This window comes from Streptomyces sp. NPDC016309, assembly GCF_043077235.1.
GTDB lineage: Bacteria > Actinomycetota > Actinomycetes > Streptomycetales > Streptomycetaceae > Streptomyces.
Window position 1 is genome coordinate 144,770 of the sequence record NZ_JBIBSG010000004.1, and the last position, 13,303, is coordinate 158,072.

The 13,303-nt window shown below is 73.8% G+C and carries 13 protein-coding genes; 6 read left to right on the forward strand and 7 right to left on the reverse strand.

Annotation, left to right across the window (positions count from 1 at the left end; translation table 11 throughout):
- Nucleotides 1–103: 103 nt before the first annotated feature.
- Together ACF068_RS11495 and ACF068_RS11500 are read left to right on the forward strand one after the other, a co-directional pair.
- The gene (locus ACF068_RS11495) at nt 104–1,090 is read left to right on the forward strand and encodes a permease (protein ID WP_392273988.1); all 987 of its coding nucleotides are present in this window, start codon (nt 104–106) and stop codon (nt 1,088–1,090) included.
- A complete protein-coding gene (locus tag ACF068_RS11500; protein ID WP_392273989.1) occupies nt 1,087–1,839 on the forward strand; it encodes a TIGR03943 family putative permease subunit in 753 nt (250 codons plus the stop codon). The genes ACF068_RS11495 and ACF068_RS11500 overlap by 4 nt, the downstream gene beginning before the upstream one ends.
- 45 nt (nt 1,840–1,884) lie before the next feature.
- On the opposite strand, the gene ACF068_RS11505 is transcribed toward ACF068_RS11500, so the two are convergent.
- The gene (locus ACF068_RS11505; RefSeq protein ID WP_392273990.1) at nt 1,885–2,793 is read right to left on the reverse strand and encodes a class I SAM-dependent methyltransferase; all 909 of its coding nucleotides are present in this window, start codon (nt 2,791–2,793) and stop codon (nt 1,885–1,887) included.
- Between the two features lie 84 nt (nt 2,794–2,877).
- Nucleotides 2,878–3,183, reverse strand: coding sequence for a 4a-hydroxytetrahydrobiopterin dehydratase (locus ACF068_RS11510; protein WP_392273991.1), 306 nt, complete (start codon nt 3,181–3,183; stop codon nt 2,878–2,880).
- A 103-nt stretch (nt 3,184–3,286) separates the two neighbouring features.
- On the opposite strand from ACF068_RS11510, the gene ACF068_RS11515 reads away from it, so the two are divergent.
- Nucleotides 3,287–4,102 (forward strand): helix-turn-helix domain-containing protein, encoded by an 816-nt coding sequence (locus tag ACF068_RS11515; RefSeq protein ID WP_392273992.1) that lies wholly within the window; start codon nt 3,287–3,289, stop codon nt 4,100–4,102.
- Between the two features lie 59 nt (nt 4,103–4,161).
- Here ACF068_RS11515 and ACF068_RS11520 read toward each other — a convergent pair whose 3' ends face one another.
- Together ACF068_RS11520 and ACF068_RS11525 are read right to left on the reverse strand one after the other, a co-directional pair.
- Nucleotides 4,162–4,593, reverse strand: a complete 432-nt coding sequence (locus ACF068_RS11520; protein WP_392273993.1) for a hypothetical protein — start codon at nt 4,591–4,593, stop codon at nt 4,162–4,164.
- A 234-nt stretch (nt 4,594–4,827) separates the two neighbouring features.
- Nucleotides 4,828–5,451 carry a histone deacetylase gene (locus ACF068_RS11525; protein WP_392273994.1) on the reverse strand — a complete coding sequence of 208 codons (624 nt, stop codon included), beginning with the start codon at nt 5,449–5,451 and terminating at the stop codon, nt 4,828–4,830.
- Nucleotides 5,452–5,600: 149 nt separating this feature from the next.
- Between ACF068_RS11525 and tdh the strand changes: the two genes are divergently transcribed.
- The 3 genes from tdh to ACF068_RS11540 are packed head-to-tail and all read left to right on the forward strand — an operon-like array spanning nt 5,601 to nt 8,775.
- Complete coding sequence (tdh, locus tag ACF068_RS11530) at nt 5,601–6,629, forward strand: L-threonine 3-dehydrogenase (protein ID WP_392273995.1); 1,029 nt, start codon at nt 5,601–5,603, stop codon at nt 6,627–6,629.
- A gap of 22 nt (nt 6,630–6,651) precedes the next feature.
- A complete protein-coding gene (locus ACF068_RS11535; protein ID WP_392273996.1) occupies nt 6,652–7,833 on the forward strand; it encodes a glycine C-acetyltransferase in 1,182 nt (393 codons plus the stop codon).
- A 21-nt stretch (nt 7,834–7,854) separates the two neighbouring features.
- Nucleotides 7,855–8,775 (forward strand): LysR family transcriptional regulator, encoded by a 921-nt coding sequence (locus ACF068_RS11540; protein WP_392273997.1) that lies wholly within the window; start codon nt 7,855–7,857, stop codon nt 8,773–8,775.
- 42 nt (nt 8,776–8,817) lie between these two features.
- Here ACF068_RS11540 and ACF068_RS11545 read toward each other — a convergent pair whose 3' ends face one another.
- The 3 genes from ACF068_RS11545 to ACF068_RS11555 all read right to left on the reverse strand — a co-directional run bounded on the left by ACF068_RS11545 (nt 8,818) and on the right by ACF068_RS11555 (nt 13,252).
- Nucleotides 8,818–10,620, reverse strand: a complete 1,803-nt coding sequence (locus tag ACF068_RS11545; protein ID WP_392273998.1) for a hypothetical protein — start codon at nt 10,618–10,620, stop codon at nt 8,818–8,820.
- Nucleotides 10,621–10,651: 31 nt separating this feature from the next.
- Entirely contained in the window at nt 10,652–11,713 is a 1,062-nt protein-coding gene (locus ACF068_RS11550) for an ATP-binding protein (protein WP_392274367.1), read from the reverse strand.
- Nucleotides 11,714–11,899: 186 nt separating this feature from the next.
- Nucleotides 11,900–13,252 carry an amino acid permease gene (locus tag ACF068_RS11555; protein ID WP_392273999.1) on the reverse strand — a complete coding sequence of 451 codons (1,353 nt, stop codon included), beginning with the start codon at nt 13,250–13,252 and terminating at the stop codon, nt 11,900–11,902.
- Between the last annotated feature and the right edge of the window lie 51 nt (nt 13,253–13,303).

Consider the following 13,303-nt stretch of genomic DNA (forward strand, 5'->3'; position numbering starts at 1 on the left):
AATTAAGGGTATCCCTCCGCCGTCCAGCAGGGAACGGAAGCCCGGCCACCGTGATCCACCGTGATGATGAAACGATTGTCATGTTCGGCTAAGGTGTGGCCCCATGAACCGAGCCGCCTGGGCGCGGGAGCGGCCGACCGGCACCGCACCGCCGTCCCTCACCCTCGCCGGGGCCGTGTCGCTGCTGCTGGTCGCCGCACTCGCCCTGCCCCTGCTGGGACACCCCGGCTTCCGGGCCTGGCAGACGATCTGCGTGGCGCTCACCGTGCAGGCGCTGCCCTTCCTGCTGCTCGGCACCCTCGTCTCCGGCGCCGTCAACGCCTTCGTCCCGGAGCGGGTGTTCAGCAGGGCGCTGCCCCGCAACCCGGCGCTGGCCGTACCGGTGGCCGGGGCGGCCGGTGTGGTGCTGCCGGGCTGCGAGTGCGCCTCCGTGCCGGTCGCCGCCGGCCTCGTCCGGCGCGGGGTCGCCCCAGCGGCGGCGTTCGCGTTCCTGCTCTCCGCCCCGGCGGTCAACCCGGTCGTGCTGGTCTCGACCGCCGTCGCCTTCCCCGGACGACCGGAGATGGTCGCCGCCCGGCTGGTGGCCTCGCTGGCGACGGCCGCCGCCATGGGCTGGCTGTGGCTGCGCTTCGGCCGGGACGAGTGGCTGAAGCCGTCCGCGCGCCACACCGGCCACCGCACCGGGCACAGCCGGTGGGAGGAGTTCCGGACCGGGTTCCAGCACGACTTCCTGCACGCGGGGGGCTTCCTCGTGGTCGGCGCCATGGCGGCGGCGTGCTTCAACGTGCTCGTCCCCCGCTCCGTGCTGGACACGTTCGCCGGTTCCCCGTGGCTGTCGGTGCTGTTCCTCGCCGGGCTCGCCGTCGTGCTCGCCGTCTGCTCGGAGGCCGACGCGTTCGTCGCCGCGTCGCTCACCGGCTTCTCCCCCACCGCCCGGCTGGCGTTCCTGGTGGTGGGCCCCATGGTGGACGTGAAGCTGATCGCCCTTCAGGCGGGGACCTTCGGCCGGGCCTTCGCGGCCCGCTTCTCCGCCGCGACGGCGGTCGTCGCCGTGGTGTGCGCCGGCGTGACCGGATGGTGCCTGCTGTGAAACGGAACGTCCAGGCGGCCCTGCTGCTGCTGACCGGCTCCGCCGTACTGCACGTCTCGCTGCTGAGCCAGGTCTACCTGCGGTACGTGAAGGAGGGCCTGCGCCCCTTCCTCGTCGTGTCCGCCGTCCTGCTGCTCGTCCTCGGGGTCACCGGCGCCGTGCGGGACGGTCTGCCGTTCGCCCCACGGCACCCGGACCGGGAGGAGACGGACGACGGCCACGGCCACGGGCACGGCGGCGGCCCCCGGGTGGCCTGGATGCTCTTCCTGCCCGTGCTGGCGCTCCTGCTGTACGCCCCGCCCGCGCTCGGCTCGTACACGGCCGGGCGCGAGACGGACGACGCGGTGGCGCGGGTCGAGGAGTTCGGCCCGCTCCCCACGGGCGACCCCGTCCCGCTCGCCCTGTCCGCGTTCATCGCGCGGGTGCAGCAGGACCGCGCCCGGGGCCTCACCAGCCGCACGGTCCTGCTGACCGGCTTCGTCACGCCCGCGAAGGACCGCCCCGGAGCGTGGCACCTCACCCGGCTCGTCGTGAGCTGCTGCGCGGCCGACTCCCGGTCGCTGCGCGTCCTGGTGCACGGCGCGCCCGCGCCCCCCGCCGACACCTGGGTCACCGTGACGGGCACGTGGCGCCCCGCCGGCGGCCCCCCGGCGACGGGGCCGGCACCGGTGGCGGTGGACGCCCGGACCGTCGAGCGGGTGCCGGAGCCGGTCAACCCGTACCAGGACACCACGCCCCGGCCGCGGTGACCGCCGGGCCGCCCGGCGGTCCGGCGCCCCGGCGGCCGTGCCGGCTCAGCCGCGGCGGGCGGTGTGCACGGTGCGGGCGGTCAGGGTGAACAGATCCGCCCGCCGGTGCAGCCCCAGCGGTTCGGCCGGGTCCAGCAGCCGGTCCAGCGTCGCCCGGTCCTCGGCGGAGAGGCGGTCGCCCAGCGACTGGCGGTGCCGGGCGAACCCGGCCACGATCTGCCGGCGTACGGCATCGGTGACGGGGGCCGGTACATCGTGGAGGAACGAGCGGGTGCCGCTCGGCAGCAGCCCGGCGCCGGCCAGCATGCCCCGCCAGTCGTCGCCGTCCTCCTTGGCGCCGGGCAGCTCCGCCCGCATCTCGCCGAACCACCCGGCGTGCGCGACGTCCATCCGGGCCTCCAGGCCGGGGCTGCCGATGCCGCAGTCCTGCGGCAGGCGCCGGGTGGGCAGCCCGCCCTCGACGACCGCCAGCAGGCCGCCCGGCCGCAGCAGGCCCGCCAGCCCGGCGACGGCCCCCCGCTGGTCGCCCAGGTGGTGCAGGGAGTCGGCCGCCCAGATCAGGTCCGCGTCACCCAGCCCGGCGATCCCGTCCGGGAGTTCGGCCCGCAGTGTGGTGACCCGGTCGCCCAGGGACGCGGCACGGGCCCGCTCCCGGGTGCGTTCCAGGAGCTCGGGCGTGGCGTCGACGGCGACGACCTCCGCGTACGGGAACGCCTCGGCGAGCAGGCAGGTCAGCACGCCCGGCCCGCTGCCCACGTCGAGGACCCGGCGCACGCCGGCCGCCGGTACCAGTTCGCCGAGCCAGGCGGCGGCCCGCCGGTACAGCGGGCTCTGGAGTTCCGCGCCGTTCTCCAGCAGCGGCAGCATCTCGGACCAGTCCATGTGCGTGTGGTCATGCGCAGGGGCGGTGGCGGAGGAGGTGTGGGCGTGGTGGCCGTGGTGGTGTTCGCTCATGCCGCAAGCGTGGCGGCGGGGTCGGGCCCGTGGCGAGCTTTGTTGCCGTTCCGGCAAAACGGCCGGACCCCGGGCCCGGCGCCCTCACTCCGCGCCGTGGCCCGCCGCGATCGACTCGACGCGGGACGCCAGCGTGAAGTCCTTCTCGGTGATGGCGCCGCCCGCGTCATGGGTGTTCACCGTGAGGTTCACGGTGTTGTAGCCGAGGGTGAGGTCGGAGTGGTGGTTCAGTTCCTCCTGGATGCGGGCGACGTGGACCACCAGGGCCGTCGCGGCGAAGTGCGTGCCGAGACGGTAGGTACGGGCGATCCGGTCGCCCTCCTGGGACCAGCCGGGCAGTTCCCGCAGCCGGTCCTCGATCTCCTTCTGCGACAGCGGCTCAGTGGGCATGAATCCGTGCTCCCTCCGGTCGGTGCGTGTCGGTACGGGTGACCGTGACGATACGGTCCGGCGGGACGACCGCGCGGTCAACACGTGGGTTACCGTCTGCGGTATGACAACTGTCGCCACCGGTACGGGAGTAGGGCCGCTGCTGCGCGGCTGGCGTGAGCGACGGCGGCTGAGCCAACTGGAACTGGCGCTGCGCGCAGACTCGTCGGCCCGTCACATCTCGTTCGTCGAGACGGGGCGGTCGCGCCCGAGCGAGGAGATGGTCCTGCGCCTCGCCGAGCACCTGGAGGTGCCCGTACGGGAGCGCAACGTGCTGCTGCTGGCGGCGGGGTACGCCCCGCGCTACTCCGAGACGTCCCTGGACGATCCGTCGCTCGGCACCCTGCGGGCGGGCATCGAGCAGTTGCTGGCGGGCTACGACCCGTACCCGGCGCTGGTGGTGGACGGCTCGTACACGGTGGTGGCCGCCAACCGGGGGATCTCCCTGCTGCTGGACGGGCTGCCCGGGCACCTGCTGACGCCGCCGATGAACGCCATGCGGATCACCCTGCACCCGGAGGGCCTGGCCCCGAGGATCCGCAACCTGCGGGAGTGGCGCGGCCATCTGCTGGCGCAGATGGAGCGGCAGATCGCGCTGTCGCGGTCGGAGCCGCTGCGGCGGCTGTACGCGGAGGTCACGGCCTACCCGCTGCCCGCGCCGGCGGACACCGGCCCGGAGGACCGGGAGGACCGGGAGGACCCGCAGCCGTACCCGTACTTCGCGCTGCCGCTGCGGATCGAGCACGACGGACGGGTGCTGTCCTTCGTCTCGTCGATCTCGACGTTCAACACACCGATGGACGTGACGGTCGCCGAGCTGGCCATCGAGACCTTCCTCCCGGCCGACCCGGCGACGGTGGCGTACCTCCGCTCGCTCTAGGTCGTGTCCGCAACGTCTCGCCTGGCCCGCGGTGTCGCGCCGGTCGTGCCGGGCTTGCGTCACACGGCCCCGCCCCGGCGGCCCACCGCCCGGAGGGCGGTCCACTGGAGGGCGGCGAACCCGGCGACGGTCGCGGCCTGCGCGGGGATCCACAGGGTCCCGGCGGTGCTGGGCGACAGCCAGGCGGCGAGCGCGGCGACGCTGAGCACCGCCCAGAGGGCGTTGGCGTCGACCACCAGCCGGACGGCGGTGGCGGACGGCTGCGGCCGGGAGGCCAGGTGGCCGACCGCCGCGGCGAACACGGTGAGGAACAGTCCGAGGCCGCGCAACAGCGTCGCGTCCACTCCCAGGAGCCGCCCGAGCGCCCCGGGCGCGAGGGCGTACGCCAGGCCGTTGGCGCCGGTGACGACGGCGTCCAGGGCGAGAAAGCGACGCAGCGCTGTCTGCGGCCGGGTGGTGCGCGAGATGCCGGTGAGCAGGGCCTGGGACATGGCGGATCAGCCTCCGTGAAGGTCCTCGGTGATGGGCCCGGAGCCCGGCCGGAGTGCGAGACCGCCCGGGTTCCGGTGACCACCACGATGGCGTCCGCGACGGCGGGGGTCGATTACCGCGGACGTCATGGAACCCCGGAAATCGGGGTCGTGGACGCGGGGTCATGGAAGCGGTTCCCCGGCCACGGGGTCATGGAGGCGGTGCCCCGGCTGCGGTGGTGGCCCCGGTTCCCGTCAAGGGGCGACGAGGTCACGCACGCGCCGCTCGGTCCAGTGGCCCGCGGCACCCGGACAGGAGGCCAGGTAGCCGGTGACGGTGCCGGTGTCCCAGGCGCCCGCCGCGAGGAGGCCGGCGGCGAGGTGGCGGAGGTAGTCGGCGGAGGGGCTGTTCCACTCGACGTCGTGCAGGCCCCAGGGGGCGGTGAAGGTGAGCATGGGCAGCCCGTCGAGCGTGCCGGGACGGACCAGGGTCTCGTAGCGGCCGCCGCCCAGGACCGCCCGGCCGTCGCGGAGGACCCCGGTCAGGTCGAGGTCGGTGTCCGGGCCGGGCTCGCGGTACATCTCCTGGGCGGCGATGTCGGAGAACTGCCCGGCGGTGATCCGGTGCGCCCGTGCCAGGACGCGGCCCTCCGCGGCCGGGTCGTAGAACGCCCGGCCGCCGGTCCACACCGGGGACTCGGTGGCGAAGTACAGGACGCCGTCCAGTTCCACGGGGACGGAGGCGGTGGGCAGCCGGCGGTCGCGGCAGCCGGGGTAGGAGCGGGCCCCGCCCGGGGGCGTACCGCCGAGGATGTAGTGGGCCAGCCGGTCGACGTGCGTGTTGGAGCCGTAGGACGTGTACCAGACCTCCGTCGTCATGCCTCGAACGTAACGGGCGCGGCGCGTGAAGCTGCGCTGTTGACCCGCTTAAGAAAACCTCGATGGACGCGGCGGGTCCGGGTCGGCAGATTGGTCCCGTTCGCGATCTCCGCGTCCGCAGACCCCCTCCCCCCGCCTGGAGCCGCACCATGAAGGCACTCGTCAAGCACAAGGCCGAGCCCGGTCTCTGGCTCATGGACGTCCCGGAGCCCGAGACGGGCCCCGGCGACGTGCTGATCCGGGTGCTGCGCACCGGCATCTGCGGGACGGACCTGCACATCCGCTCGTGGGACGGCTGGGCGCGGCAGACGGTCTCGACGCCCCTGGTGCTGGGACACGAGTTCGTCGGCGAGGTGGCGCACGTGGGCTCGGACGTGCGGGACATCGCGGTCGGCGACCTGGTCAGCGGTGAGGGCCATCTGGTGTGCGGCAAGTGCCGCAACTGCCTGGCGGGCCGCCGTCATCTGTGCCGGTCGACGATCGGTCTGGGCGTCGGGAGGGACGGGGCGTTCGCCGAGTACGTGGCGCTGCCGGCGTCCAACGTGTGGGTGCACCGCACGAAGGTGGACCTGGACGTGGCGGCGATCTTCGACCCGTTCGGCAACGCCGTGCACACCGCGCTGTCCTTCCCGCTCGTCGGCGAGGACGTGCTGATCACGGGCGCCGGCCCGATCGGGATCATGGCGGCGGCGGTCGCCCGGCACGCGGGTGCCCGCAACGTGGTGATCACCGACGTGAGCGAGTCGCGGCTGGAGCTGGCCCGCAAGGTGGGCGCGACGCTCGCCGTGAACGTGGCGGAGAGCTCCATCGGTGAGGCGCAGCGGCAGCTCGGGCTGCGGGAGGGCTTCGACATCGGTCTGGAGATGTCCGGGCGGCCCGAGGCGATGCGGGACATGGTCGCCAACATGACGCACGGCGGCCGGATCGCGATGCTGGGCCTGCCCGCCGAGGAGTTCGCCGTCGACTGGTCGAAGATCGTCACCTCGATGATCACCGTCAAGGGCATCTACGGCCGGGAGATGTTCGAGACGTGGTACGCGATGACCGTCCTGCTGGAGGGCGGTCTCGACCTCAGCCCGGTGATCACCGGCAGCTACGGCTACCAGGACTTCGACGCCGCCTTCGACGAGGCGGCCACGGCCCGCAGCGGCAAGATCATCCTCGACTGGACCGTCTGACCCACCCCCAAGGAGTTCTCTGATGTACGCGTCCGTCCGCGACGAGCTGCGCGCCACCCTCGACGAGATCCGCGACGCGGGTCTCTACAAGCCGGAGCGGGTCATCGGCACCCCGCAGAGCGCCACCGTGTCCGTCCCCTCCGGTGACGTGCTGAACTTCTGCGCCAACAACTACCTGGGCCTCGCCGACCACCCGGAGGTGATCGCCGCCGCCAAGGAGGCGCTCGACCGCTGGGGGTACGGCATGGCGTCCGTACGGTTCATCTGCGGTACGCAGGACGTGCACAAGGAGCTGGAGCAACGGCTGTCGGCGTTCCTGGGGCAGGAGGACACGATCCTCTACTCGTCCTGCTTCGACGCCAACGGCGGTGTCTTCGAGACGCTGCTCGGGCCCGAGGACGCGGTGATCTCCGACGCCCTGAACCACGCCTCCATCATCGACGGCATCCGGCTGTCCAAGGCGCGCCGCCACCGGTACGCCAACCGGGACATGGCCGACCTGGAGAAGCAGCTCAAGGAGACGCAGGACGCCCGGCGGCGCCTCATCGTCACCGACGGCGTGTTCTCGATGGACGGGTACGTGGCTCCGCTGCCCGAGATCTGCGACCTCGCCGACCGGTACGACGCGATGGTGATGGTCGACGACTCGCACGCGGTCGGGTTCGTCGGCCCGGGCGGCCGGGGCACCCCGGAGCTGCACGGCGTGATGGACCGGGTGGACATCATCACCGGCACGCTCGGCAAGGCGCTGGGCGGCGCGTCCGGCGGCTACGTGGCGGCGCGTGCGGAGATCGTGGAGCTGCTGCGCCAGCGCTCGCGCCCGTACCTCTTCTCGAACTCCCTCGCGCCGGTGATCGCCGCCGCGTCGCTGAAGGTCCTCGACCTGCTGGAGTCGGCCGGTGACCTCCGGGAGAAGCTGGCGGCCAACACCAAGCTGTTCCGCACGAGCATGACCGAGGCGGGCTTCGAGATCCTGCCCGGTGACCACGCCATCGCCCCCGTGATGATCGGCGACGCGGCCGAGGCCGGGCGGATGGCGGAGCTGCTGCTGGAGCGCGGCGTGTACGTGATCGGCTTCTCGTACCCCGTGGTGCCGATGGGGCAGGCCCGCATCCGGGTGCAGCTCTCGGCGGCGCACTCGACCGAGGACGTGGAGCGGGCGGTGGCGGCGTTCACCGACGCGCGGGCGGCGATGGCCGGCTGACGGCTGGGTGACAATGGCAGGGTGATCGACCCCCGGCGGCTGCGCATCCTGCGGGCCGCGGCGGACCACCGTACGGTGACCGCCGCGGCCGCCGCGCTGTACCTGACCCCGTCCGCCGTCTCCCAGCAGCTCGCCGCGCTGGAGCAGGAGACGGGGCACGTGCTGCTGACGCGCAGCGGCAAGGGCGTGCGGCTGACGGCGGCCGGGGAGATCCTGCTGGAGCACGCCAACGAGGTGCTGGCGCAGCTTGAGCGGGCGGAGGCGGAGCTCGCGGCGTACGCGGGCGGGGCGGCGGGCGAGGTGACGGTCGCCGCGTTCGCGACCGGGATCGCCGAGGTGCTGGCGCCCGCGATCGGCCGGCTGGCCGGCACGCACCCCGGCATCCGGGTGCGGGTGCGGGACGCGGAGGGCGACGAGTCGCTGCCGCTGGTCCTGGACGGCGAGGCCGATGTGGCGCTGGCCGTGGAGTACCGGGGCGCGCCGCGGGAGGGCGACCGGCGGCTGGCCCGGGTGCCGCTGTACGCGGAGCCGTTCGACGCGGTGCTGCACGCGGGGCATCCGCTGGGCCAGGAGCCGGAGGTGGCGCTGGCCTCGCTCGTGGACGCCGACTGGATCGCGCCGTACCCCGGCAACCCGTGCCACGACATGGTGGTCCTCGCCTGCGAGCTGGCCGGTTTCGATCCGCGGCTGGTGCACTCCTCGGACGACTTCCGCGCGGTGGTCGCCCTGGCGGGCGCGGGCGCGGGCGTGGCGCTGGTGCCGCGTTCGGCGCTGCGGGGCATCGAGCTGAAGGACGTGGTGGTCCGCCCGGTCGCGGGCCCGGCGGCGTTCCGGCGGGTCTTCGCGGCGGTGCGGCGGGGCGCCGAGGAGCACCCGCTGATCCGGCCGGTCCTGGAGGCGCTGGCGGCCGCGGCGCGCGGGCTGTCCGCGCCGGGCGGCTGACGGGTACGACACGGCCCAGGACGTGGCCCCGGGGCCGCCCGTTCAGCGGACGCGGAACACCGGTCCCCGTGCCGTGAAGGGCAGCGTCGCGCCCTCCGGGACGAGGTAGGCGTGCTCGCGGCGCACCCGGAGCGTGTCGCAGTGCCCGTCGGTGATGATCAGCACCGGCGCCCCGGGCGGGAAGTCCCCGGCGCGCTGGAGGAGGTCCAGGCCCGGCTGGAGGACCGTTCCGCCGCGGCCCCGGACCCGGACGCGCCCGGCTACGTCCGTGGGCGCCAGGTACCCGGCGTCGTACGCGGCCGCGTCGCAGAACACCACCCGGGCCGCCGGCACGTCCCTGGCCTCGGCGTACGAGGCGATGGCGCCGAGCGCTTTGCCGAGCAGCCGCCGGTCCATGGAGCCGGAGGTGTCGAGGACGACGCCGAAGGTGCACCGGGCGATCTCCTCGGGCGGGACGTACCGGCCGGCGCGCGGGATGTCGGGCGTGGCCGCCTGCCGGCGGGCCGGCCGCGCGAAGCTGCGCACCGGGTGCGGGCGGGGCACGAACTCGTCGAACCAGCGGGCCAGCCGGGCGTCCCACGGCACCGGCGGGTGCGCCAGCGCCCGGATCTCCTCGACCAGCCCGGCCGGCAGCAGACCGCGCTCCCCGCTCGTGTGCAGGTCGAGGCCCTGCACCAGGCCCCGCCGGTAGAACTCGTCCAGATCGACGTGGTCACGGGGGCGCGGCCCCAGCGGCTCGCCCAGGATGTCGCCGACGCCCTTGCCCCGCAGGGTCGCCAGGCGCCGCGTCCGGCGGGCGTCGGCGGCGATCCGGTCGTACACCTCCTCGGCCGACAGCCCCTTAAGGTCCGGGTCGTACAGCAGGCCCTCGGGCATGGCGCCGACGCCCATCTCCACCAGCCAGCCGTTGACGACGTAGTCGGCCGCGACGTTGAAGAGGTACGGGTCGCGGGCACCGCGCCGGTCGCCGTGGCGGAGCGCGGCGTGGAGCATCTCGTGGGCGAGGACGAACCGCCACTCCTCGTCCTCGTACCGGCGCAGCGGGTTCAGGTAGATCTCGCCCAGTGTGGCATCGACGGCGGCGATCGAGACGCCGTGGGCGCGGGCGAACCCGGCGTCGGCCACCAGCGTCATCCCGGAGGCGATGCCGCCGAGCAGCGGGTAGGAGGAGACGAACCAGCTCAGCGCCCGGTCCCACGGCTCCTTCGGCCTGACCTCGCCGGTCAGCGTGTCACGCCGGCCGCCGGCGACGTCCATCGTGGCGGAGACGGTACGGGTCAGGGCCTGCGCGAACGCAAGCTGCCAGTCGGGGGCGGAGTGCCACCGCGACCAGGCGACCAGGACCTGGTCGGGAGCGTCACCCGCCGTGCCGCGGTGCTCGTGTCCGGCGGGGATCCCCGTCCTGCGCCAGCGCGAGGCCAACTGCTCCTCGTCTCCGTCCGGGTAGGTCTGCGGATGGTCCTCGGGGGCGCGGCCGATGTGCAGGGTGAGCATGAAGCGGTTGACGACGGCGCAGCGGGCGGCGAGGTCGTAGGGGTCGGGCTGCGGGCGGCGCGTGTCCTGGTGGGCGGGAACATGCCCGAATCCGAGGTGCAGCAGGCAGTGGGCGAGGGCCCACGCCCAGTCGGCGGGCTCGGCCCGGCGACTGGGATGGACGTGGACGCGACCGTTGGAGTCGACGGCGGCGAGCCCGTGGCGGGGGCTCAGTTCACAGTCGCGGGAACGGCAGACGTCCGCGTCCAGCGCGGCGAGGGCCGGGTGGCGCTTGACGAGGGCCAGCCCGGCGAGGAACGCCTCGGCGGCCGGGTCGTCGCGCTTGCTCCTCGCGCGCGGTGCCGGGCTCACCGGCGGGGCTCGCTCGGCCGCGCGTGGCCGCTCACCGGCGGGCCTCCACCAGCCGGGGCATGTCGCGGGCGGCCTCGACGAGGAACCACGCGGGCAGTACGGGCCGGCCGTCCTCGTCGTCGCGGATGACGGTCTGGGCCACCTCGACGGAGATCTCGGCGAGCTGGACGAGCAGCGACTTGGCCCGGTGCGCGGCCTGCCGGAGCGCGGGCGGTATCCGGTCCTTGGACGCGGGCAGTTCCCGGATCAGACGCCCCCGGAACGCCTCGGCCAGGTAGTAGAGCAGGTCCCGGTCCTCGACGCGGTTCGGCCAGGACGCGTCGCCCTTGATGATGGCCTCGATGCCGTACGTGTGCCGGACGATCTTGACGTATCCGCAGAAGGAGACAGCGTGCGCGGGGGTGAGGGTGCCGTGCGCGACGATCTTCAGCGTGTCCTCGTCGAGCGCGTGCCCGAAGGAGTGCAGCGCGTCCGAGAGCATGTGCCAGGAGCGGGGCGTGGAGAACGGCTCCTCCGTCTTGGGCGGCTGCGACCAGAGGTGGTCGGGGCGGTCGGTGAGGTAGTCGGTGACCCACGGGTGGATGCCGTTCTCCCCCGCCCACACCAGCCAGTCGGTGACGGAGGCCCGCAGGTGGACGTGGGTGAGCCGGTTGACGAGCGCGGAGGCGATGGGGCGTGCCAGGGCGTTGTCGGTGGCGCGGTTGCCGGCGCCGATGACGAGGGACCCGGCGGGCAGTTCGTAGTTCCCGATGCGCCGGTCGAGGATCAGGGAGTAGAACGCCTTCTGCACATCGGGCGTCGCGGCGTTCAGCTCGTCGAGGAACAGGCAGTACGGCTCGTCCCGGGCGATGGCCTCCGGTGGGCAGAACACGGATCTGCCGTCACGGATCTGCGGCACGCCGATGAGGTCCTCGGGAGCGAGCTGGGTGCCCAGCAGGCTCACGCACTCCAGGCCCAGGGACTCCGCGAAGTCCCGGACGAGGGACGACTTGCCGATGCCGGGCGCCCCCCACAGGAAGACGGGGCGGACGGTCGCGAGGCCGAGCAGCAGCTCGGGGATCCGGGCGGGCGTGACGGTGACGGCGGCCTGCAGGGCGAGCTCCCGGGGGTGTACGGAGGCCGGCGCGGCGGCGCGCCCGGACCGTTCGGCGCCCGAACGGACGTCGGACCCGTCCAGTCTGATCGCCCGCCGCCCTCGTCGCAGCCGGTTTTCCGGGCCTCCGGTCCCGCCCCGCGGGGCCGCCGGCGGGGAGGCCCGGCGCCCCCGGGCCGGCGGGGGTCAGCCGCGCTGCTTGCGGGCGGACATCCACGCGTAGACGAGCACGCCCGCGAAGAGGAACAGCACGCCCTGGTAGACCGCCGCGTAACCGGAGCCGGCGACCAGCCACATGGAGAACGCGAAGGCGATCACGGCGAGGACGGCGTCGCGGACGAGGCGGGGCCGGTCGACCCGGTCGGACCGGCCGGAGGCCAGGAAGTAGATCTGCGCGGCCGTCGACAGCAGGTACGGGACGGTGGCCGTGAAGGTGGTGACGAGGACCAGGACCTCGAAGACGCCCTCGGGGCCGGCCGTGTAGTTGTAGACGGTCAGCAGGGAGGCGAGGACGACGGTGACGAGGACGCCGTACGTGGGGACACCGCGCCGCTTGTGGGTGAACGCCTTGGGGAACAGGCCGTCCTTGGCCGCCGCGTACGGGGTCTGGGCGCTGAGCAGGGTCCAGCCGTTGAGCGCGCCGACCATGGAAACGAGCGCCATGCAGGCGACGGCGGTGCCGCCCCAGGAGCCGCCGAACATGGTGTTGACGGCGGCGGAGAAGGGCGCGTCGGAGTCGACGAGCCGGTCGTGGGCGACCAGGCCGAAGACGGAGAGGGTGCCGAGCAGGTAGATGACGGCGGCGCCGAGCGTACCGAGGATGGTGGCGCGGCCGACGTTGCGCTGCGGGTCGCGGACCTCACCGGCGCTGACGGCCGCCGACTCCACGCCCAGGTAGCTGAAGAGCAGGATGGCGGCGGACGCGGAGACCGCGCCGACGGCGCTGGAGTCACTGGCCTGGAAGGGGCCGAGGTTGGCGGAGTCGAAGAAGAACAGGCCGCCGACGGCCACCAGCAGGAGGGGCACGAACTTCAGGACGGTGGCGACGAGCTGGACCGCGCCGACGTAGCGGGTGCCGGCGAGGTTGGCGAGGGCGGGCAGCCACTGGAGGGCCAGCGCCGCGGCGATGGTCGCGGCCTTGGACTCGTGGACGGGCACCAGGACGTCGAGGTAGCCGACGGCGGCGACGGCGAGCGCGGCGTTGGAGACCCAGGTGGTGATCCAGTACGACCAGGCGGCCAGGAAGCCGGCGAAGTCGCCGAAGGCCTCCCGGGCGTACACGTAGGGCCCGCCGGTCATCGGGTGGCGCCGCGCGAGGCGGCCGAAGACCAGCGCCAGGGCGATGGCGCCGAGGGTGAGCACCGCGAAGGCGACCAGGCTGATGGTGCCGTAGGGGGCGACGGAGGCGGGGAGGAGGAAGATCCCGCCCCCGATGATGTTGCCCATGACCAGGGCGGTCGCGATGGGCAGTCCGAAGCTCCGGGCGTGCTTGGACCGCTCGTCGGGGGTCGGGTCGGTGATCAGGGGGGTGCTGGTCATGGGGGGTGGTGCGCCTTTCGCCGTACAAACCTGAACATGGTCAGGTACGGC

Excerpts from the sequence above, each read along its gene's own strand:
- ACF068_RS11495 (WP_392273988.1), top strand. The coding sequence starts at position 104 with ATGAACCGAGCCGCCTGGGCGCGGGAGCGGCCGACCGGCACCGCACCG.
- ACF068_RS11505 (WP_392273990.1), bottom strand. The coding sequence starts at position 2,793 with ATGAGCGAACACCACCACGGCCACCACGCCCACACCTCCTCCGCCACC.
- ACF068_RS11510 (WP_392273991.1), bottom strand. The coding sequence starts at position 3,183 with ATGCCCACTGAGCCGCTGTCGCAGAAGGAGATCGAGGACCGGCTGCGG.
- ACF068_RS11515 (WP_392273992.1), top strand. The coding sequence starts at position 3,287 with ATGACAACTGTCGCCACCGGTACGGGAGTAGGGCCGCTGCTGCGCGGC.
- ACF068_RS11520 (WP_392273993.1), bottom strand. The coding sequence starts at position 4,593 with ATGTCCCAGGCCCTGCTCACCGGCATCTCGCGCACCACCCGGCCGCAG.
- ACF068_RS11525 (WP_392273994.1), bottom strand. The coding sequence starts at position 5,451 with ATGACGACGGAGGTCTGGTACACGTCCTACGGCTCCAACACGCACGTC.
- tdh (WP_392273995.1), top strand. The coding sequence starts at position 5,601 with ATGAAGGCACTCGTCAAGCACAAGGCCGAGCCCGGTCTCTGGCTCATG.
- ACF068_RS11535 (WP_392273996.1), top strand. The coding sequence starts at position 6,652 with ATGTACGCGTCCGTCCGCGACGAGCTGCGCGCCACCCTCGACGAGATC.
- ACF068_RS11555 (WP_392273999.1), bottom strand. The coding sequence starts at position 13,252 with ATGACCAGCACCCCCCTGATCACCGACCCGACCCCCGACGAGCGGTCC.